General features: G+C 65.6%; 21 protein-coding genes, 6 tRNA genes and 1 riboswitch. Of the genes, 11 read left to right on the top strand and 16 right to left on the bottom strand.

The window, feature by feature from the left end:
• Positions 1-19: 19 nt before the first annotated feature.
• From AB4Y73_RS06585 to AB4Y73_RS06615, 7 genes are all read right to left on the bottom strand, one after another.
• On the bottom strand, positions 20-1,348 hold the full coding sequence (locus tag AB4Y73_RS06585) for an HRDC domain-containing protein (protein ID WP_441870121.1): 1,329 nt from the start codon (positions 1,346-1,348) through the stop codon (positions 20-22).
• 44 nt (positions 1,349-1,392) lie between these two features.
• The gene (locus AB4Y73_RS06590; RefSeq protein ID WP_441870123.1) at positions 1,393-2,046 is read right to left on the bottom strand and encodes a DUF3000 domain-containing protein; all 654 of its coding nucleotides are present in this window, start codon (positions 2,044-2,046) and stop codon (positions 1,393-1,395) included.
• Between the two features lie 57 nt (positions 2,047-2,103).
• A complete protein-coding gene (locus AB4Y73_RS06595) occupies positions 2,104-3,219 on the bottom strand; it encodes a threonine aldolase family protein (protein WP_441870279.1) in 1,116 nt (371 codons plus the stop codon).
• 64 nt (positions 3,220-3,283) lie between these two features.
• The gene (locus tag AB4Y73_RS06600; protein WP_441870125.1) at positions 3,284-4,009 is read right to left on the bottom strand and encodes an SDR family NAD(P)-dependent oxidoreductase; all 726 of its coding nucleotides are present in this window, start codon (positions 4,007-4,009) and stop codon (positions 3,284-3,286) included.
• A complete protein-coding gene (locus tag AB4Y73_RS06605) occupies positions 4,006-5,373 on the bottom strand; it encodes a DUF6421 family protein (RefSeq protein WP_441870127.1) in 1,368 nt (455 codons plus the stop codon). Before AB4Y73_RS06605 ends, AB4Y73_RS06600 begins: the two co-directional genes overlap by 4 nt.
• Positions 5,374-5,526: 153 nt before the next feature.
• Entirely contained in the window at positions 5,527-6,042 is a 516-nt protein-coding gene (gene msrB, locus AB4Y73_RS06610; RefSeq protein ID WP_441870129.1) for a peptide-methionine (R)-S-oxide reductase MsrB, read from the bottom strand.
• Positions 6,043-6,056: 14 nt separating this feature from the next.
• Positions 6,057-6,548: a hypothetical protein gene (locus AB4Y73_RS06615; protein WP_441870131.1), complete on the bottom strand. Its 492-nt coding sequence runs from the start codon at positions 6,546-6,548 to the stop codon at positions 6,057-6,059.
• A 159-nt stretch (positions 6,549-6,707) separates the two neighbouring features.
• On the opposite strand from AB4Y73_RS06615, the gene AB4Y73_RS06620 reads away from it, so the two are divergent.
• On the top strand, positions 6,708-7,922 hold the full coding sequence (locus AB4Y73_RS06620; protein ID WP_441870281.1) for an alpha/beta hydrolase family protein: 1,215 nt from the start codon (positions 6,708-6,710) through the stop codon (positions 7,920-7,922).
• On the opposite strand, the gene ybaK is transcribed toward AB4Y73_RS06620, so the two are convergent.
• Genes ybaK through AB4Y73_RS06635 form a run of 3 tightly spaced genes read right to left on the bottom strand, consistent with a single transcriptional unit; the run spans position 7,919 to position 9,818 of the window.
• The gene (gene ybaK / locus AB4Y73_RS06625; protein WP_441870133.1) at positions 7,919-8,416 is read right to left on the bottom strand and encodes a Cys-tRNA(Pro) deacylase; all 498 of its coding nucleotides are present in this window, start codon (positions 8,414-8,416) and stop codon (positions 7,919-7,921) included. The genes AB4Y73_RS06620 and ybaK overlap by 4 nt on opposite strands.
• Positions 8,417-8,434: 18 nt before the next feature.
• Complete coding sequence (locus tag AB4Y73_RS06630; RefSeq protein WP_441870135.1) at positions 8,435-8,896, bottom strand: SufE family protein; 462 nt, start codon at positions 8,894-8,896, stop codon at positions 8,435-8,437.
• A gap of 10 nt (positions 8,897-8,906) precedes the next feature.
• Positions 8,907-9,818, bottom strand: coding sequence for a sulfurtransferase (locus AB4Y73_RS06635; RefSeq protein ID WP_441870137.1), 912 nt, complete (start codon positions 9,816-9,818; stop codon positions 8,907-8,909).
• A gap of 211 nt (positions 9,819-10,029) precedes the next feature.
• Between AB4Y73_RS06635 and zapE the strand changes: the two genes are divergently transcribed.
• Complete coding sequence (zapE, locus tag AB4Y73_RS06640) at positions 10,030-11,067, top strand: cell division protein ZapE (protein WP_441870139.1); 1,038 nt, start codon at positions 10,030-10,032, stop codon at positions 11,065-11,067.
• Between the two features lie 95 nt (positions 11,068-11,162).
• Here the strand turns inward: zapE and AB4Y73_RS06645 are convergent, their stop codons facing one another.
• The 6 genes from AB4Y73_RS06645 to AB4Y73_RS06670 all read right to left on the bottom strand — a co-directional run bounded on the left by AB4Y73_RS06645 (position 11,163) and on the right by AB4Y73_RS06670 (position 12,168).
• A complete protein-coding gene (locus AB4Y73_RS06645; protein ID WP_441870141.1) occupies positions 11,163-11,426 on the bottom strand; it encodes an antitoxin in 264 nt (87 codons plus the stop codon).
• Between the two features lie 189 nt (positions 11,427-11,615).
• Positions 11,616-11,687, bottom strand: a tRNA-Val gene (locus tag AB4Y73_RS06650).
• Positions 11,688-11,731: 44 nt separating this feature from the next.
• A tRNA-Gly gene (locus AB4Y73_RS06655) sits at positions 11,732-11,804 on the bottom strand.
• 57 nt (positions 11,805-11,861) lie between these two features.
• Positions 11,862-11,936: transfer RNA gene (locus tag AB4Y73_RS06660), tRNA-Val, on the bottom strand.
• Between the two features lie 41 nt (positions 11,937-11,977).
• Positions 11,978-12,048 (bottom strand) — tRNA-Cys (locus tag AB4Y73_RS06665).
• Between the two features lie 47 nt (positions 12,049-12,095).
• A tRNA-Gly gene (locus AB4Y73_RS06670) sits at positions 12,096-12,168 on the bottom strand.
• Between the two features lie 228 nt (positions 12,169-12,396).
• Here AB4Y73_RS06670 and AB4Y73_RS06675 point away from each other — a divergent pair.
• From AB4Y73_RS06675 to ribB, 9 genes are all read left to right on the top strand, one after another.
• Positions 12,397-12,468, top strand: a tRNA-Val gene (locus tag AB4Y73_RS06675).
• 94 nt (positions 12,469-12,562) lie between these two features.
• Positions 12,563-13,423 (top strand): cytochrome, encoded by an 861-nt coding sequence (locus tag AB4Y73_RS06680; RefSeq protein ID WP_441870143.1) that lies wholly within the window; start codon positions 12,563-12,565, stop codon positions 13,421-13,423.
• 96 nt (positions 13,424-13,519) lie between these two features.
• Positions 13,520-14,113: a peptide deformylase gene (gene def / locus AB4Y73_RS06685; RefSeq protein ID WP_441870145.1), complete on the top strand. Its 594-nt coding sequence runs from the start codon at positions 13,520-13,522 to the stop codon at positions 14,111-14,113.
• Positions 14,110-15,030, top strand: coding sequence for a methionyl-tRNA formyltransferase (gene fmt / locus AB4Y73_RS06690; RefSeq protein WP_441870147.1), 921 nt, complete (start codon positions 14,110-14,112; stop codon positions 15,028-15,030). Before def ends, fmt begins: the two co-directional genes overlap by 4 nt.
• Positions 15,027-16,592, top strand: a complete 1,566-nt coding sequence (locus tag AB4Y73_RS06695) for an RsmB/NOP family class I SAM-dependent RNA methyltransferase (RefSeq protein WP_441870149.1) — start codon at positions 15,027-15,029, stop codon at positions 16,590-16,592. Before fmt ends, AB4Y73_RS06695 begins: the two co-directional genes overlap by 4 nt.
• An 18-nt stretch (positions 16,593-16,610) precedes the next feature.
• Positions 16,611-17,291, top strand: coding sequence for a ribulose-phosphate 3-epimerase (gene rpe / locus AB4Y73_RS06700; RefSeq protein ID WP_441870283.1), 681 nt, complete (start codon positions 16,611-16,613; stop codon positions 17,289-17,291).
• Positions 17,292-17,331: 40 nt separating this feature from the next.
• Positions 17,332-17,487, top strand: a riboswitch (FMN riboswitch).
• 174 nt (positions 17,488-17,661) lie between these two features.
• Positions 17,662-18,780, top strand: a complete 1,119-nt coding sequence (gene ribD, locus AB4Y73_RS06705) for a bifunctional diaminohydroxyphosphoribosylaminopyrimidine deaminase/5-amino-6-(5-phosphoribosylamino)uracil reductase RibD (protein ID WP_441870151.1) — start codon at positions 17,662-17,664, stop codon at positions 18,778-18,780.
• Entirely contained in the window at positions 18,780-19,415 is a 636-nt protein-coding gene (locus AB4Y73_RS06710) for a riboflavin synthase (protein ID WP_441870153.1), read from the top strand. The genes ribD and AB4Y73_RS06710 overlap by 1 nt, the downstream gene beginning before the upstream one ends.
• A complete protein-coding gene (ribB, locus tag AB4Y73_RS06715; RefSeq protein WP_441870155.1) occupies positions 19,412-20,128 on the top strand; it encodes a 3,4-dihydroxy-2-butanone-4-phosphate synthase in 717 nt (238 codons plus the stop codon). Before AB4Y73_RS06710 ends, ribB begins: the two co-directional genes overlap by 4 nt.
• Positions 20,129-20,132 lie beyond the last annotated feature (4 nt).

Here is a 20,132-nt window from a genome sequence, read left to right on the forward strand (position 1 = left end):
AGGCTCTTGGTGAGGAGTTCTATTCCGTGTGCGCCGCGGCTTTCGTTTCCTTGGCCGGCAGCGGCTGTGGGTTGAGGAAAGCTTCCGTGATCACCGGCGCGACCAGGCCGATCTGCCACTCGCGGGCGCCCAGGGAGCGGAGTTCGGCCGCCACCGTTTCTTCGTTGACGTCCGACGGCGGACGCCAGGCCACGCGACGCAGGTAATCCGGCGTGAGCAGGTTCTCCATCGGCAGGTTCAGTTCGTCGGCCTTCGCCTGCAGGAGCGGACGGGCTGTGGACAATCGGCTGGCGGCCTCGGGATCGCGGTCCGCCCAGACGCGCGGCGGGGGAGGGGCGTTGGTGGGCAGGTGCAGCGGCGGAAGTTCCTCCAGGTCTTTGGCGGCAGCGATGCACCGAAGCCAGCGGGGTGCCTCGCGCTGTGCAGCCCGGCCGTGGAAACCCTTGGTGCCCAGGAGTTGGGGAACAGTGGAGGGCATGGCCTTGGCCGCCGAGACCAGGGCGGAATCAGGGATCAGCCGGCCGGGCGCAACGTCGCGCTTCTGCGCCAAGGAGTCCCGCTCCAGCCACATTTCCCGGACTGCTGCCAGCTGGCGGCGGTCGCGGATCTGGTGGAGGCCTGAGGTCTTACGCCAGGGATCTACCCTGGGCGGTGCCACGCCGGCGGCGAGGATCGCGGCAAATTCCTGCTCCGCGTAGTCGAGCTTGCCATCGGCCTGGAGCAGTTCAATGAGTTCTTCGCGCAACTCCGTGAGGACTTCCACGTCCAGGGCGGCATAGCGCAGCCATGGCTCCGGGAGCGGACGGGTGGACCAGTCTGCGGCAGAGTGCTCTTTTGCCAGGCCAAAACCAAGCAGCTGTTCGATGACGGCGGCCAGGCCCACGCGCGGCAATCCGGCCAGCCGTGCGGCCAGTTCCGTGTCGAAGAGTTTGTCCGGCCACATGCCAAGCTCCAGCAGGCAGGGCAGGTCCTGGCTGGCGGCATGCAGGATCCATTCCACCCCCTTGAGAGCATCGTTAATGATGGCGAGGTCATCGAAGGGTTCGGGGTCGATCAGCCAGGTGCCGGCGCCTTCACGGCGGATCTGGACCAGGAAGGCGCGCTGGCCGTAGCGGAATCCCGAGGCACGCTCGGCGTCGACTCCTGCGGGTCCGGTGCCAGCGGCGATGGCTGCCGCGCAACGCTCCAGTCCGGACTGCGTTTCAATGACCAGCGGCACGCCGTCGCGGGGCGCGTCGAGGTCAATGACCACGGGGACCTGGCTGTCGAAGCCTTCCACCGTGATGTGGGAAGTGGTTTCAGCAGCCGGGGCGCCGGCTGTGGTGTTATCCGGTATGTGAGGGGTCATGATGCTTTCAGTTTACCGACTCGGTTTTGGCCACAGTGCGGGTCCTAGTTCCGGCGGCGGTTCGGAAGGGCTGTGACGCCATCGGGCAGTGGGGGAAGGCCGGCGAAGGTGCACACCATGTCGGACCACGCCTCCAAGTGGGCCGTGACGTCCGACGACGCCGGGGTCCAGGAAGCCCGCAGCTCGATGTCGATCGACCCGGGCCGGTCCGACAACGTCCCGAAGCTCTCCGACAGGACGCGGGTGGCAGTGCCGCCGGCTGCCCGGTACGGGGCCTTGTGGTTCTCGAGGGCCTCCACCAGCCACGTCCAGGCCACGGTGCCGAGCATTTCGTCATTGCCCATTTCGGGCTCGAGCTGGGCCCGTATATAGGTGACGATGCGGAATTCGCCGTCCCAGACCTCGGATCCCTCGGGGTCGTGCAGCAGGATGAACCGGCCTGTGGCCAGTTCGGTATCGTCGTCATCCTCGGTGCCGGCGGCGGCGGCCAGGGCCATGGCTGCCGGGCCGTGGACGGGGGTGGTGCCGGCGCCGGGGCCGGGTGCCATGACCTCGGCGCCGAGTGCTACGGCAAACGGGGCCAGCCGCGCCGGCGCGGGAATTTCCGCCAGGCGCAGTTCACTGCGGCAGTGGGCTTTCCTGAGCGTTCCCAAGGCGTGGAGAAATTCCGGGGGAACCTGGGCGAGTGCGTTCACCATCGCAGATTACGCATTAGCACCGGGCACACGGTGCAGGCTCGCCGTTGGCCGGTCATGCTACCTGCCCGCATTGCCTTTGTCGTGGGCCGCCAGCTCTTGGCGGATCGCGGCCACAAAGGCGTCGATGTCCTCCTCGCTGGTGTCGAAGGAGCACATCCAGCGGACCTCGCGGGCGGACTCATCCCAGTCATAGAAGCGGAACGATTCCCGCAGCCGGTCCGCCACCCCGGCCGGCAGGACAGCAAACACGCCGTTGGATTCCGTCTTCTGGGTGGGCTCCACTCCGTCGATCGTCTCCACGGCGGCTCGAAGCCGGGTGGCCATGGCGTTGGCGTGCGCGGCGGAACGGAGCCACAGATCGCCCTCAAGCAGCGCAATGAACTGGGCCGAGAGGAAGCGCATTTTGGAGGCGAGCTGCATGTTCATCTTGCGGAGGAACACCAGGCCGTGGGCGGCCTCAGGGTTCAGGGCAACCACCACTTCGCCGTAAAGCAGCCCATTCTTGGTGCCGCCGAAGGAGAGGATGTCCACACCGGCGTCGGTTGTGAATGCCCGCAGCGGCACGCCCAGGTGGGCGGCCGCGTTAGCCAGCCGAGCCCCGTCCATGTGGAGCTTCATGCCTTTGGAGTGGGCGTGCTCGGCGATAGCGCGGACCTCGTCCGGGGTGTAGCACGTGCCCAGCTCGGTGGTCTGGGTGATGGAGACCGCCAGCGGCTGCGCGCGGTGCTCATCGCCGAAGCCCCACGCTTCGCGGTCGATCAGCTCCGGAGTTAACTTGCCGTCGGGGGTGGGGACGTGCAGCAGTTTGATCCCGCCGATGCGTTCCGGGGCGCCGTTCTCGTCCATGTTGATGTGGGCCGTCGACGCACACACCACAGCACCCCAGCGCGGGAGCAGCGACTGGAGCGACAAAACGTTCGCACCAGTTCCGTTGAAGACGGGAAAGCATTCGATGCCGGGCCCGAAGTGTTCTTCCATCAGTTCCTGCAGGCGGGCCGTGTAGTCGTCCTCGCCGTAGGAGACCTGGTGGCCATCGTTGGCTGCCGCGAGTGCGGCCAGGACTTCCGGGTGGACGCCCGAGTAATTGTCCGACGCGAAGCCCCGGACTGACGGATCATGCAGCCGTGCGGTGGCGTTGGCGGTCCGGGTGGCGGCGTGTGCCGTGGTTGTCATTGTTTTGCTCACGTTCTCAGTCTAAGGAGGTCACGTCCAGGGCGGGGGTGGCAGGATGCCGGGTTCAGGGCGCCAGCCGCAGGCGCTGTCCATTCAGCTCTGCTGCGGGGCGGCTGAAAAGTCCAACGACGGCGGCTGCCAGGTCTTCGACGTCGGTGGCGCCGGGGAAGGTCCGTTCCGGATGCGCCTTCCGCAGTTCGGCGTCCACCAGCGCCTTCACCACGAGCACGACGGCGGCGCTGTGCAGGTCCCTGCCCCCGCTGGCGGCCGAGCGGGCTAGGCCGTCGGCCATGGCCACGGTCCAGGTTTCCCCGGCGGACTTGGCGGCCACGTAGCTCGCTGTGGCCGCCGTCGGATTTTCCACTGCGGTGGAGGAGACGATGGCAAACCTTCCCCTGCTGGAGGCGGCCAGGTCGTCGTAGAAAACCCGCGACACGTTGCGGAGCGTGGTGATGGCTCCCCGCTCAAGGAAGTCCCAGTCGGCATCGCTCTGGTCCGGGATGCCTTTTGCGCCGCGCCAGCCGCCCACCAGGTGGATCACGGCGTCGATAGGTCCCGCCGCGTCCGCCAGGGCACCCCGGAGAGCGCGGACGTCAGCCAAATCAGCCAGGTCGCACACCAGGGGAGTGACGCCGCCGCCCGCTTGTGCCGCGGCGGCGTCGATTCGCGCTTTGTCCGACCCCACGGTGAAGACGCGGAACCCGGCCTCCCGCAGCGCCTTGGCCACGGCGACCCCGGAAGGTCCGCTGCCGCCGGTGACCAGGACATTCAATTCGTCGGGTTTGTTCATAGGGCGGAGGCTCCTGTGATGCCTGCAGTGGATTCGATGACGGGACGCATTTTCTTCTCCAATGCCTCGTAGAACATGGACAGCGGGAATTCGTCATCCAGCACCTGGTCCGTGAGGCCGCGCGGAGGCCCGGACACCGGAAGAGCGTCGGCGCCCTTGGCCCAGACCGATGCGGGGCTGGGTGTGACGGTGGCGGAAATCAGGTCGTAGGCGGCCAGCCAATGCGCCGTCTTGGGCCTGTCGATGGAGCGCCAGTACAGGTCGTCGATAGCGGTCCCCAGGGCGATCACTGCGTCTGGCACCTGGTCCCAGTCGATTCGGAGCCGGGTGTCGGTCCAGTGTAGGACGTGGTGCTGGTGCAGCCACGCGAAGAGCAGCTGGCCGCCGAGGCCGTCATAGTTGCGCACCCGGCTGCCGGTGATCGCGAAGCGGAAGATCCGGTCGAAGATGATCGCGTACTGCACGAGTTTCGCGTGCCGGCGCGCTTCCGGCCCGGCGTCGTCGTCCTTTTCGATCCGGACGGATTCCCGGAACGCGGTGAGATCGCAGCGCAGCTCCTCCAGCGAATACAGGAAGTAGGGCATCCGCTGCTTGATCATGAACGGATCAAAGGGGAGGTCCCCGCGCATGTGGGTGCGGTCGTGAATCAGGTCCCACATCACAAACGTTGCCTCGGCCAGTTTTTGGTCCGCGAGGAGTTCGGCAGCACCCTCAGGGAGATCCAACGAGGTGACGTCGGCTGCAGCACGCAGCACGCGGCGGAAGCGGGCAGCCTCGCGGTCCGCGAAAATAGCGCCCCATGTGAAACTGGGCGTTTCCCGGACAGCAACAGTTTCCGGAAAGAGCACGGCCGAATTGGTGTTGTAGCCGCGGGTAAAGTCCAGGAAACGGATGGGCACAAAGAGCTTGTTGGAATAGTCTCCGGCCTCCAGCTCGGCAACGAAGTCGGGCCAAATGACCTCCACCAGGACGGCCTCCACCAGCCTGCTGCTGCTTCCGTTCTGCGTATACATGGGGAAGATGACAAGGTGCGCCAGTCCGTCCTGGCGCTGCAGCTGCGGCTGGAAAGCCAGCAGCGAGGACAGGAAGTCCGGCACACCGAAGCCGTTATGCTCCCACGCCTCGAAGTCAGCGACGACGGCCTCCAGGTAGGCGGCGTCGTGCGGGAAAAGCGGCGCCAGTTCGCTGATCGCTTCGGTGATGGCGGCAAGTTCGAGGGCGGCGGGGGCATGGTGTCCCGGGTCAGGCACGGAACCATCCTGGCTCTGGAACGCCTGCAGCAATTCTGCGGCGGTCCTGAGCTTCAGCCAGGCGGGATGGTGGGCGCTGATCCGGGTGGGTCCAGCGGTGACGGTGACGGTCATTGACGGCGGCCTTTCTCATTGCTTGGGGCATCTACGGCGAGCGTAGCAAGCAATCAGAGTCCCTAATTCACAAGACGGCTGAGCATAAGAAATTCTCATGCTCAGGCGGTGTAGAAGCCCGGTCAGGCACGGCCGGACCTCCGTCTGACCCGCTCAGGACTGCGTGGTTTCGTGCCCGTCTGCGGCCCCTGGAACCAGTTTCAGGGACACCGAATTGATGCAGTACCGCTGGTCCGTGGGCGTACCGTAACCCTCGCCGGCAAAGACATGGCCCAAGTGGGAGTCACAGTTTGAGCACCGTACCTCAACCCGCTCCATGCCAAGGGTTCGGTCATGGATATACCGCACAGTGCCATCAGCCAGTGGCGCCCAGAAAGACGGCCAGCCGCAGTGGGAGTCGAATTTCTCGTTGCTCCTGAAAAGTTCCGCCCCGCAGGCGCGGCACTGGTAGACACCCTCGGTGTGGGTGTCCACGTACTCGCCGGTATAGGGACGCTCGGTCCCCGCCTGCCGAAGCACGTGGTACTCCTCCGGGGTCAGCTCCTGCCGCCACTCGTCGTCGGACTTCCGGACGGCGGGTTCCGGCGCATCAGGTCCGGTGCCCGGCACGGACGCGGGGATGGAATCGGTGGCCTTGTTTCCGAAAACGCTCTTTCCAAAAATACTCATAGTGTGCTCAACGCTCAGGAGTCGCCGATAAATCCCGAACCGGCATACAGGTGGAGCACGGGGAGCCCCAGCTGGTCCTGGGCCTTGTTTGCCCAGTCAGTATGGAAGGTGTCTGAAACCGCATGCGGCCGGGTGATCACCACTGCCTGGGAAGCACCGAGTTCTTTCACTTTGGTCACCAGGCCCTTCACGGCCCCGCCATCCACCACTTGGCCGGTGACTCCGCCGCCCAACCCGTCCAAAGCAGCTAGCGAGACCGCCAGTGTCTCTGCCGCCTCGGCCCGTTGAACACTGGGGTCAGGGGCCTGTGCGGTCAGCTCGCGGAAGGCCTTGGCGACGTCCAGCATGGACAGGTTCTCAAGGAAGTCCACCACGAGGTGCCGTTCGGTGTTTGCCGGGACCAGCAGGACAAGCCGGGTGTCCGAACCGTCCACCAGCCGTTGGATGTTGACGCGGTCATCGGCGCCCAGGGGTTCTTCGGTCAAAATGACGATTGGATCGCTCATGGCATCAGCCTAGTCGTGCGCGCTGGTGGCTGCACAGCAATGACGCCACGGGCGTGGAAATAGGGCCAACACGTCCGCGGCGGTAAGAATGGTTCCATGGCACCTTCCACGCGCACTCCAACGTTGACGGCGATCCCTCCTGTCCAGGCTGACGGCCGCATGTCGCTTCGCGCGAAATGGACCCTCGGTGGCGCCATCGGCGGCGGGGCCCTTGCCGGCCTGCTTGCGACGGGCTCCTCCGCCCTCGCCTTGTACTTTGCCCGGCGCGTGATCACTCCTGTCAAGCAACGGACGTCCGACCAGGAAGTCCTGGCTGTCCTCCGGGATGGCGACGGAATGCAGGTCATCCTGGCCGCCACGCCGGAAACAACCGTGGAGGGTGTCTACGGCTTCTTTTTCGACGGCGGCAAGGGGCACGCCCGGATCGGTCGGATCGTCTCCTACTCACCGGCGGACGGCACGGTCCTGCGGGAAGTGGAGGCCGTCTATGCCGGCGACATCGACACCGCCCGCCGCGGGTGGTGGAGCGGCGCGCTGTATCCGGACCCGGCCACTGCCGGGATCGCGTCCGAGGACGTGCTGATCGACGTCGACGGCGGCCAGGCGCCGGCATGGCTGGTCCGGGCGGAGGGTGGCGGCCGGATCTGGGCCATCATGGTTCACGGCCGCGGGGCAACCCGCCAGGAGGCACTGCGCGCCGTAGCCCCTGCACGGGAACTTGGACTGACCAGCCTGCTGGTCTCCTATCGGAATGACGGACTGGCCCCGTCCGCCGACGACGGCCGGTACGGCCTCGGATCAACGGAGTGGCGGGATGTGGAAGCGGCCATCGAGTATGCACTGGCCAACGGCGCCGAAGAGATCGTCCTCTTCGGCTGGTCCATGGGCGGTGCCATCTGCCTGCAGACGGCGGACCTGTCGCGTTACCGTCACCTCATCCGGGCCCTGGTCCTGGATGCACCGGTCATCAACTGGGTGAACGTCCTGGCCCACCACGCCCAGCTGAACAGGATACCCTCCCTGGTGGGGCGTTACGGGCAGTTGATGCTGGGCCACCCGCTGGGACGCAGGCTTACCGGCCTTTCCGCGCCCGTCGACCTGAAGGCCATGGACTGGGTGGCGCGCGCCGTCGAGGTCCGCACACCCACGCTGATCATCCACAGCGTCGACGACGAATACGTTCCCTATGAGCCCTCTGCCATCCTGGCTGAACGGAATCCGGACATGGTCACCTTTGAAACCTTCAGCCGCGCCAGGCACACCAAGGAATGGAATGTCGATCCCGATCGCTGGGAAGGCCTGGTCAAGGCGTGGCTCCGCACCCAGCTGGCTCCGCGGACCAATCCCGGCCAGCGCAGTCCGGAAGAACCCTAGGGCGTCCTTGTGCCGATACTGGCCGTGATTGCGGAGGTCAGCCGGATGAGGTCCGCCGGGGCCAACTCGATATCCAGGCCGCGCCTGCCGCCGGAAACCAGCATGGTCCGGAGCCGGAGGGCGCTCCCGTCAATCACTGTGGGTGAGGCCTGGCGCTGGCCAAGCGGCGAGATACCGCCCAGGACGTAGCCGGTGCGCCGTTGGGCTGCAGCGGGATCCGCCATGGAGGCCTTCTTGGCTCCCAGCGCGGCGGCGAAGGCCTTGAGGTCCAGGTTTCCGCTGACCGGCACCACTCCCACGGCCAGCCGGCCCTCCACTTCGACCATCAGGGTCTTGAAAACCATTTCCGGAGGGATACCCAGAGCTTCGGCCGCCTCAGTGCCATAGCTGGCCACGGACGGATCATGCACGTAGGGATGCAGCACAAAGGGAACGCCGGCAACAGCCAATGCTGCTGTTGCCGGCGTTCCCTGCGAAGAACTCTTGCGTCCCATGGCCAGTCCGGTTGGACCTCAGGCCTCAGGCCGCTGGGTGGCGGCGACCTTGCGCTTGATGCGTCCCAACATGGCGGTCATGCCCCTCATGCGCAGTGGTGTGATGGCGCGCGTGAGGCCCAGCAGTTCGGGCATGTCGTCCGGAACGGCCAGGATTTCCGCAGCGCTGAGCCCATCAAGTCCCTCGTGCAGGACTCCCGCGAATCCCCGTGTTGTGGGGGCTTCCGGGGGTGCTTTGAAGTACAGCCGCACGCTGTCCGGACTGCCGGCGTCGTTCTTTTCCGTCTCGATGGTCAGGAACAGCGGTGACTGGCACTCCACGACCTGCTCAAGGAGTTCCGGGTGGTCCTTCAACCGTTCCGGAAGCTCAGGGAGTCCCTGGGAGAATTCCAGCAACAGTTGCAGCCGATCGGGTTCGGTCAGGGCCTGGAAGTCGTCAACGATATCCGCCAGCGCGGTGGGAAGGGCTTGGGTACTCATCAGGTCCAGTTTACGCCGGTACCGTGCCGGGCTCGGTTCCCTTGGCGATCGGCACGCGCACGGCGTTGCCCCACTCGGTCCAGGATCCGTCGTAGTTACGGACCGTTTCAAAGCCCAGAAGGTACTTCAGGGCGAACCAGGTGTGGCTGGAACGCTCGCCAATGCGGCAGTACGCCACAACATCGTCGCCTTCCTTGAGGCCGGCCTCGCCCAGGTACAGTGCCTCCAGTTCGCCCCGGTTGCGGTACGTGCCATCGCCCGCCGCCGCACGTGCCCAGGGGATCGACACGGCCGACGGAATGTGGCCGCCCCGCAGCGCGCCTTCTTCAGGGTAGGCCGGCATGTGGGTCCGCTGGCCGGTGTATTCCTCGGTGGAGCGGACATCGATGAGCGGCTTGCCGAAGTGTGCCAGCACATCTTCCTTGAACGCCCGGATCGGGGCATCGTTGCGGTCCACCACCGGGTACTCGCCGGGTGTGGGCGAAGGCCGGTCGGTGGTGAGCTTGTGGCCTTCGGCAATCCATTTGTCCCGGCCGCCATCGAGCAGCCGGACATCCTCGTGGCCGAAGAGGGTGAAGACCCAGAGGGCGTAGGCAGCCCACCAGTTCGACTTGTCACCGTAGATCACCACGGTGGTGTCGCGGGAGATGCCCTTCGACGCCGCCAGGGCGGCGAACTCCTCACCGTTGACGTAGTCGCGGGTCACCTCGTCATTGAGGTCGGTGTGCCAGTCAATCTTGACGGCGCCGGGGATGTGGCCCGTCTCGTAGAGGAGGACGTCTTCATCGGACTCCACCACCACGAGCTTCCCGTCAGCAACTGCGCCCGCTTCCAGGGCGGCGGCCAGCCAGTCAGTGGACACCAGGCGCTCAGGATTGGCGTAGGCGGCAAACTTTTCGTTCTGTTCAACGGCGTAGGGCATGGTGGCCTTTCATCGAGGTGTGTGGCGGATCTGCACATGGTCCGAACCTCACCCCAGCCTAGCCATGGCAGTCCAGCATGTCCGCCCGGACGTTAACGGGGGGAAATGTGGCCTTTGTCACGCGGCGGCCACGGACGGCGGCCTGGCGGGGGATGGCCGGTCCGTTGCCGGTATTCTTTCTGGGGACAACCCACCAGCAGAACGGACCACCTTGGTACAGATCGAACAGCTTGCCGCACGCACTCCGGCGGTGTCGGTGGATGAGCTCCTTAAGGGTTTTTATCCTTCCCCGCGGTTTGGCCAGGTCTCTTTCGCCAGTTACCGGCCGGACCCCAACCAGCCGTCCCAGGCGGCGGCGGTCAAGGCGTTGGAGGGTTTCGCCGCCGGCGTCGGTGCCGGCGATGGAGCGGGGCTGTTTAAGAAGCTCTTCGCCAAGAAGGTCGAAACCAGGGCAGGGATCTATCTGGACGGCGGATTCGGCGTAGGCAAGACCCACCTGCTGGCTTCACTGTGGCACGCCGCCCCTGGCCCCAAGGCGTTTGGCACCTTCGTGGAGTACACCAACCTGGTTGGTGCCCTCTCGTTCCGGAAGACCGTTGAGGCACTGAGCCACTACAAGCTGGTGTGCATTGACGAATTCGAGCTCGATGATCCGGGCGACACGGTGCTGATGTCGCGTCTGATGCGTGAACTGGCCGACGCCGGCGTGAAGCTCGCCGCCACGTCCAACACCCTGCCGGGCTCACTGGGTGACGGCCGCTTTGCCGCCGTCGACTTTGCCCGTGAGATCCAGGTCCTCGCGGATCAGTTCGATGTCATCAGAATCGACGGCGAGGATTTCCGCCACCGCGGCCTGCCGGCTGCGCCGGCCCCGCTGAAAAACAGCCAGCTCGCTGCCCAGATGAAGGCGGAGTTTGACGGTAAGACGGTGGCCCAGGACGAATTCAGTTCGCTGATCAGCCACCTCGCCGGTGTCCACCCGAGCCGGTACCGGCAGCTCATCGACGGCATCGACGGCGTAGTGTGGCGCAACGTGGAAACCATCACCGAGCAGGCAGTTGCCCTGCGCTTTGTGGTGTTGGCGGACCGCCTCTACGACAAGGATGTGCCCATCCTGGCCAGCGGCGTCCCCTTCGACAAGCTCTTCACCGACGAGATGATGCACGGTGGCTACACCAAGAAGTACTACCGCGCCGTATCGCGCCTGACCGCCTTGGCACGCGAGGGCCAGAACCACGAGCCGTCCTAGTTTGGGCCGCTTAGACGCCAAAGGTGTGGGTGCCGCCTCCCGGCGGGACCCACACCTCCTTGACGTACTAGGGCAAAGCCCTGGCCAAATCCTTGTTACGGAGCCCGGTCAACCGGCGGCACCGGCGGAACGGGATTGACCGGCGGTACCTGCTCGCTGGCAGGGGTCTCGCCCGGTGTTCCGTTTTTATCAACGAGATTGGAAGCGCCATCCTGGATCTTGTCAACATGTCCGGCGTACTTGCCGCCGGTCTTGGTGTCGACGAAGTCCCCGGCCTTGGTGATGCCGTCCTTGATGGCTTGCTCGTTGCCATGAATCAGACCCTGAGCCTTGCCCTTAAGATCGTCAATTAGTCCCACGAGCACCTCCCTTCAATCGCGGAGCCAGGTCGCTCCTCCGCAACCGATACTAGCCCTGTCTCCTGGGCGTGCCAAGGAAATAAGGGGTGGTAGGCGTTCGCTCGGAGCGGATCACGCCCGATACCTCGCTCCAAGCTGAACCGTCCTGAAACGGGCAACAAAAAAGCAGCTCACGAGGAGCTGCTGCTGTGGGCGATACTGGGATCGAACCAGTGACCTCTTCCGTGTCAGGGAAGCGCGCTACCGCTGCGCCAATCGCCCGCAACCGGAGGACCGGTTTAATGGGGGTGTTTCTGGGAGAAGAGAGCGGACGACGAGATTCGAACTCGCGACATCCACCTTGGCAAGGTGGTGCTCTACCAGCTGAGCTACGTCCGCGTATGAAGTAAGTCCTGACCGGAGCCAAACTGACCACATGAAGCAAGTTGCCTTGCTTGGTGGGCGATACTGGGATCGAACCAGTGACCTCTTCCGTGTCAGGGAAGCGCGCTACCGCTGCGCCAATCGCCCATTGCCATCCGGAAAGAACCCGAAAGCCATGGTTTTCACCGAGGTGGGTACGGGATTCGAACCCGTGTAAACGGCTTTGCAGGCCGCTGCCTCGCCTCTCGGCCAACCCACCGTGTAAGCGCGGTTTCCGAAGATCCCTTGCCGTGACAGTGTCCTGCGAGCGGACGACGAGATTCGAACTCGCGACATCCACCTTGGCAAGGTGGTGCTCTACCAGCTGAGCTACGTCCGCATGTTGGCTGTTGATTCCGTGCCGTTTCGGGCATTTCCTCGCGTTCCAACGAGTAAGAACTCTATAGGAGGTTCAGGGAATCTCCAAATCGGACGTCCCGGCCGGATGGCGATGGCCGTGGATCGCTGCAATCTAGGGGTTTTTGTGAATTACAGTGGTGTAATTCGTGGCAGACGCAATCTCGATTTCCATAAACCCCGTTGGGTCCGCTAGCATTCAAAGGCATCGGGGCGATTGGCGCAGTGGTAGCGCGCTTCGTTCACACCGAAGAGGTCACTGGTTCGAACCCAGTATCGCCCACCGAGGAATCAGGTCCGTTCCCGCTCAAGCCGAGCGGGAACGGACCTTTTTTGTGTCCCCCTTTTTTGTCAGCCCCCTGTGAAAGAGTCGTTGTATGACTGATCCACTCCTTGCCCACGCCACGGAATACGGCCGCATGTATGCGCGGTCCACTTCCGAGCAGTTTTCTGTTCCGTCCATCACCACCGTGATCGGCCAGCAACCGCACGGCTTGGATGGCTGGTTCGGTTATATGGGTGCCAGCAGCCTGGCCAAGGACCCGCTGCTCGCCGACTGCCTGGGCAGTCCGGCCAAAATCCGGCAGGCCGTCAACCGGGCCTCGAAGGCGGCCGAGACATACCGCGATGACGCCGCAAAACGCGGTGACCGGGTCCACAACTACTGCGAGCAGGTGGCACTCCGGGCCCTGGGCCGGCCGCACGCCATGAAGGAGACCCGCGAGGCCTTGGCAGCCAACGGCGAGGAAGCCTTTGCATTGCGGTTTGATGAGTGGTGGGAACTCTATGATGTGGAACCCATCGCCCCCGAAATTACCGTCTGGAACAAGTCCGTGGGCTATGCCGGCACGCTGGACCTTGTGGCGCGCATCAACGGCCGCATCTGCCTCATCGACTACAAGACCAAAGGCACCACGCGGGACGGCACCGTCAAACCGCTTGATGACAAGGTGGTCATGCAGCTCGTGGCCGGCATGAAGGCCGAGGAAAGCCTGGTGGACCCGGTCGCCGGGGAATGGGAGGCATGGAAGTACGGCGAAAACCCGTTGCTTCTTGCCGTGGCGATTGGGGAGACCGAGGTCCGGCCGGTCCGCGCCAACCCGGAGGTCCTCAAACATCACTGGTGGAAGTTCTGCGCCCTGCGCCGCGTCTGGGAGCTCTCCGCAGACACAGTCGCCGCGGGTACAGCACTCCTTCCCTTAGCTCCGCCACCGTCAGTGCAGGTGCGCAGCGCCTAGCAGTACTGGCGGCGCCAAGGCAGCAGTCCCGGCAGCGGTGCCCCTGCACCTAAACTGGATAGGTTCGCCAACACCCACCGTGAGGAAAGACAGCACATGGCCATTCTGAATATCCGCATCATTGGTGATCCCGTGCTCCGCACAGTGGCCGATCCTGTGACGGAATTCGGGCCCGAGCTCGCCAAGCTCGTTGCGGACATGACCGAGACCATGGAAGACGTGGAAGGCGCAGGCCTGGCCGCGCCGCAGATCGGTGTCAGCCAAAGAGTCTTTACCTATCGTGTGGGCGGTGTTGACGGCCACATCATCAACCCTGTCCTGGAAAACAGCGACGACTACCAGGCCGACCAGGTGGAAGGGTGCCTCTCCATCCCGGGTCTGGGATTCCCCGTCCGCCGGTTTAGGGCCACGAAGGTCACCGGCGTGGACCTGCACGGCAACCCTGTCACCGTCGAGGGGGAGGGCATGCTGGCCCGCTGCTTCCAGCACGAAACCGACCACCTTGACGGCATCCTTTATACCGACCGCCTCGAGGGGGAAGACCGGAAGACTGCGCTGCGGTCCATCAGGAATGCCAACTATGACGCCATCACTGAACGCACGACGGCGAAGCGCGCCAAGACCGTCGGCTCCAGTTTTGGGGGCGGCAGCTTCGGCGGGACCAGTTTCGGCGGCGGCACGAACTCATGAGGGTCCTTTTTGCAGGCACACCGGCGGTCGCCGTTCCCTCCCTGGACGCCCTGGTTAACGCCGGCTTTGACGTCGTTGCCGTCCTGACCCGCCCGGACGCGCCCATCGGCCGCAAACGCGTGCTGACGCCGTCGCCCGTTGCCGTCCGCGCCACCGAGCTCGGCATCGACGTCATCCACGCCACCCGCGTTGACGACGCCGTCACGGCGCACATCGCCGCCGCCACCCCGGATGTCGCCGCCATCGTGGCCTACGGGGGATTGATTCCGCGGGCCGCCCTCGATGTTCCGCCGCATGGCTGGATAAACCTTCACTTCTCCCTCCTTCCCGCGTGGCGCGGTGCTGCCCCCGTGCAGCGGGCCGTCATTGCCGGCGATGACGTGACCGGCGCTGTCACCTTCCTGCTGGAGGAGGGACTGGACACCGGCCCCGTCTACGGGACGCTGACCGAGGGCGTTGGACCGAACGACACCTCTGGAGCGCTGCTGGAACGGCTGTCCCACAGTGGCGCCGTCCTCCTCGCGCAGACCTTGTCGGCCGTGGAAGCCGGAAAGGCGGCACCGCAGCCGCAAGTGGGAGACGTTTCGCTGGCGCCCAAACTGACCATCGAAGATGGCCGGCTCGACTGGAAGCAGCCCGCCCTGGCCATCGGGCGGAGGGCCAGGGGGGTCACTCCCGAGCCCGGGGCCTGGACCACGCTGGAGGGTCAGAGGGTCAAGCTGGAACCCGTTCGGCTTCGGCCCGACAACTCGGACCTGAAGCCGGGCGCAGTGCTCCTCGAGGGGAAGAATGTGCTGGTGGGGACAGGGTCCCACGCGGTGGAACTGACCAAGGTCCAGCCCGCCGGCAAGAAAATGATGGCCGCGGCCGATTGGGCCCGCGGCATGGCTTCACTGGAAAGCGTGGTGTTCGAATGAGCGAGTCCGGCGGTAATGCAGGCGGCCGAGGCAGAGGCGGCAGCGGGAGCGGCCGCGGCAAGGGCGGCCCACGCGACAACAGCCAGCGCAACGCCCAGGGCCGTGAACGGAACCGCAGCTCCCACAAGAGTTTCACCGAGAACGCTCCCGCGCAGCGCACACGCCGGGCGGATCCAGCACGCCTGGTGGCCTTTGAAGTCCTCCGCGCAGTAGCCGCCGAAGACGCCTACGCCAACCTGGTGCTACCGTCCCGTATCCGGCATCACGGCCTCGACAAACGCGACGCCGGCTTCGCCACCGAATTGAGCTACGGTGCCTTGCGCGGCCAGGGCACTTACGACGCCGTCCTGGCCCGCTGCGTGGACCGGCCGCTGGACCAGCTGGATCCAGCCATCCTTGACGCCTTGCGCATCGGCGTCCATCAACTGCTGGCCATGCGCGTGCCGGCCCACGCGGCGCTGGACCAGACAGTTGGGCTGGCGCGAGCCGTGATCGGGGCCGGCCCGTCCGCCCTGATCAATGCGGTGCTGCGAAAGGTCACGGCACACACCCTGGAAGAGTGGGTTGAACTGCTCGTTGCCGGGGAAAGCGACGAAACCAAAATCGCCGCCATCCGCTACGCTCACCCGGAATGGATTGTCCGTGCCATGCGGCAGTCGCTGGTAGCGCACGGACGCTCCGCCGCGGAGATTAGGGACCTGCTGGAAGCCGACAATGCCGCTCCGGTGGTCAACCTGGTTGCCCTGCCGGGCCTGGGAAGCCTGGATGAGGCTTTGGAAAACGGGGCCACTCCGGGTGAACTTGTGGAAGGCTCAGCGCTTTCCAGCGGCGGCGACCTCGGCCGGCTGGCCTCGGTGCGCGAAGGCAGCACCCGTGTCCAGGACGTCGGCTCACAGCTGGTGGCCCGGGCGATGGCGGCCGTAGATCTGGGGACGGGTACCGGCACGGCGCCCCACGGGGCAGGCGAACGCTGGCTGGATTTGTGTGCCGGTCCAGGCGGCAAAGCCGCACTGCTCGGCGCCCTCGCCCGGCAACAAGGTGCCACGCTGCTCGCCAACGAACCGGCTCCGCACCGTGCCAAGCTCGTCAGCCAGGCCCTGTCCGCAGTGCCCGGGGATGTCTGGCGGGTCCGGACCGGGGACGGCCGGGAGGTGGGCGCTGAACAGCCCGCATCCTTCGACCGTGTCCTGGTTGACGTTCCCTGCAGCGGACTTGGTGCCCTTCGACGCCGGCCGGAGTCCCGCTGGCGCCGCACGCCCAAGGACCTGGCCGACCTTGGCCCGCTGCAGCGTGCCCTCCTTAAATCCGCACTGGACGCCGTCCGCCCCGGCGGAGTGGTGGCCTACGTGACCTGTTCACCGCACCCGGCCGAAACCACCGCCGTCGTCACCGATGCGCTTCGGAAGCGCGACGACCTGGAGCTTCTGGACGCCGGCTCGGTGCTGGACGGCGTGAGCCTGACCGGAAACCTGGGGGCCGGCCACGATTCCACGGCCCAGCTCTGGCCGCACATCCACAGCACCGATGCCATGTTCCTGGCCCTCATTCGCAAAAAGGCCTGACCCGTGAAAGGTTCACCCATGCCGCAATGCTGCATCAACCCGAGCATTCTCTCCGCCGACTTCGTCAACCTCGAAGCCGAGCTGCAGCGGATCAGCAACGCAGACGCCGTCCACGTGGACGTCATGGACAACCACTTTGTCCCCAACTTGACCCTTGGGCTTCCCGTGGTCCAGCGGATCCAGGCGGTCAGCCCCGTCCCGCTGGATGCCCACCTGATGATCTCGGACGCAGACCGCTGGGCGCCCGGATTCGCCGACGCCGGCCTGGCGTCGGTGACCTTCCACGCCGAGGCATCCATTGCGCCGGTCAAGCTTGCCAGGGAACTGAGGGCCCGCGGATCCAAAGCCGGCATGGCACTGCGGCCGGCCACCGCCGTGGAACCCTACCTGGACATGCTTGAAGAACTGGACCTGCTCCTGATCATGACCGTGGAGCCGGGTTTCGGTGGCCAGGCGTTCCTTGACCTGACACTCCCCAAGATCCGGCGCGCCCGCGCGGCCATCGACGGCTCCGGGCTGGACGTTGCCCTCCAGGTTGACGGCGGCATCACCGAGGAGACGATCCTCCGCGCGGCGGAGGCGGGGGCTAACGTCTTTGTGGCCGGCTCGGCCGTTTACGGTGCCGAAGACCCTGCCGCAGCCATCGGACGCCTGCGCGAGGCCGGCAGCCTTAAGTTACGCAGCCGGTCCGGGGAATAGTCTGGGCCTCCCAGTAGTTATGGCACAATAGCAACACACAATACGTGCTCCGGGGTCGGTGTAAGTCCGAACCGGCGGTGATAGTCCGCGACCCGCGAGCCGGCGCTTTCCCCAAACCAGGGAGGGATCCGGCGGACGGTTGAACCGGTGAAATTCCGGTACCGACAGTTAAAGTCTGGATGAGAGAAGCACGTACAGCTGTATCTGCGGCGTCATAGCGACGCCGCGGCCTTCTGCTGTCGTATACCCCCGGAGCCATCGCGGTTCTAGAGGGAAGGAACGACACACACATGAACCCCTTGCGATGGCTCTTTGAAGCCAGGCTGTCCCGTGGACGGGACGCCGACAACGCCAACACGGTGGCTGCCCTATGACCGGGGCCGGCACGGTGACGGCGTTCAGCACCGCCGAGACCGCCGCCATGGACGCAGCTCTCGAAGCAGCCCTGCGCGGCCCGCGCGGAGCTAACCCGCTGGTGGGCGCCGTCGTGATTGATGCCGAAGGCCGCCACCTGGTGACCGGGTACCACCGCGGCGCTGGAACCCCCCACGCCGAAGCGGATGCGATCAGCCAGGCGGAAGCGGCGGGGCTGGACCTGACCGGCTGCACGATGGTGATCACGCTGGAACCCTGTGACCATCGAGGCAGGACAGGACCCTGCACCCAGGCGATCATCGCTGCAGGGATTAAAGACGTGGTGTATGCCGTCGACGATCCCCATGACCCTGCCGCCGGCGGCGCAGCCACCCTGCGGAACGCCGGCGTCAAGGTCCGCAGCGGGCTTGCCGCAGTCGAAGCGTTTGAGCTGAACCGCCAATGGTTCCTGGCCGTGGCAGGCCAACGGCCCTTCGTGACCCTGCACATCGCCCAGACCTTGGACAGCCGGATCGCGGCGGAGGACGGGACAAGCCAATGGATTTCGTCCCCCGAATCGCTCGCTGACAACCACGGCTTGCGGGGCCGGATCGACGCCATCCTCGTCGGCACCCAGACGGTGCTGGTGGACAACCCCCGCCTGACCGCGCGTGACGCATCCGGAGCCACCTCCGGCAAACAGCCACTGCGCGCTGTGATGGGACTGCGGGAGATCCCGGCCGATGCCGCAGTCCGAGGCGATGACGGCCACGTGCTCCACCTTCCCACACGCGATCCGCAGGAGGCGTTGTCGCTGCTGTACGGAGCGGGAATCCGCCACGTCATGGTGGAAGGCGGCTCGCGCATCCTCAGTTCCTTCCTCGCTGCCGGGCTCGTGGACGAACTCATTGTCTACCTCGCGCCAACCCTGTTGGGATCTGGAACGCCGGCCCTGAACGGTTTGGGAATCACCACCCTTGCAGAGGCGCAGCACTGGGAGTGGGACCCGGCCGACGGCGGCGCGGTACTGACGCTGGGACGTGACCTGAGGCTGCACCTCCGTCCAGAACCAATCGAAGCTTTGGAACCACAACCATCCCGCACTGCCGCGGAACCAGCCATGGGAGGCTACTGATGTTTACCGGAATTATTGCCGAACAAGGACAGGTCCTGTCCGTGGAGCGTGACGGCGATACCAGCGCAACCCTCCGGCTGCATGCCCCGGGCACCACCGACGGACTTGCCCTGGGTGGGTCAATTGCCGTGAACGGCGTCTGTCTGACTGCCACCGAAATTGAGGGTAAGGACTTCAGCGTTGACGTCATGGGCGAAACCCTGGTGCGCAGCACCATCGGCGAGCTCGCTGCCGGTGACTCGGTCAATCTGGAGCGTTGCGTCCCGGCCGGCGGCCGGCTGGACGGCCACGTTGTGCAGGGACACGTAGACGGAGTCGGGCAGCTGGTGGAACGCGAAGCCTTGGGCAACTGGGAACGCCTCCGGTTCGCCGTGCCGGCGAACCTCGCCCGCTATATCGCGGAGAAGGGCTCCATCGCGATCGACGGCGTCTCGCTCACCGTCACGGCCGTCAGCCCGGCGCACGAGGCCGAACCCTGGTTCGAAGTGGGGCTGATCCCCACCACCCTCGCCGACACGGGCCTGGGAGCCAAGAGCACCGGTAGCCGGGTCAACCTGGAAGTGGATGTGCTGGCCAAGTACACCGAACGGCTGCTGGCATTCAGCACCCGCGCAGCAAACGGAGGAACCCGATGAACGCGACAGTCCGCCTCGAGCCCGTCACGGATGCGACGCCGCGCCCTGGCACAGCCAGAGGGCTTGACCTCGTGGAAGACGCCGTCCGCGCCATGGCCGCCGGCATGCCCGTGCTGGTGGTCGATAACGAGGACCGCGAAAACGAAGGCGACATCATCTTCGCGGCCCAGCATGCCACGCCGGCCCTGATGGGCTGGACCATCCGCTACAGCTCCGGCGTCATCTGCGTCCCGCTGACCGGGGACCGTGCCGACGCCCTGGGACTGCCGCCCATGGTCGCCGTGAACCAGGACGCGAAGGGAACGGCCTACACCGTTTCCTGCGATGCGGCGGTGGGCGTCAGCACCGGCATTTCCGCCACGGACCGTGCGCTGACCGCACGCGTGCTGGCAGACCCCGCTGCCGGGCCGGCAAGCGTGACCAGGCCCGGGCATATTTTTCCGCTCCGGGCCGTTAACGGGGGAGTGCGTGAACGCCCCGGCCACACCGAAGCGGCCGTGGACCTCTGCCGGCTTGCCGGGCTGGAGCCGGTGGGCGTGATCGCCGAGGTAGTGTACGACGACGGTGAAATGATGCGGCTCGACGGGCTGCGCGCATTCGCCGCCGAACACGGGTGCCCCTTGATCTCGATTGAGGACTTGGTGGCTTACCTTGAAGCAGGGGCCGCGGCTCCCGCCGACAGCAACACCGGGCCGGACGCCCGGGCGGAGTAGAGGA

It is taken from the genome of Pseudarthrobacter sp. TAF60_1 (genome assembly GCF_052113505.1).
GTDB lineage: Bacteria > Actinomycetota > Actinomycetes > Actinomycetales > Micrococcaceae > Arthrobacter.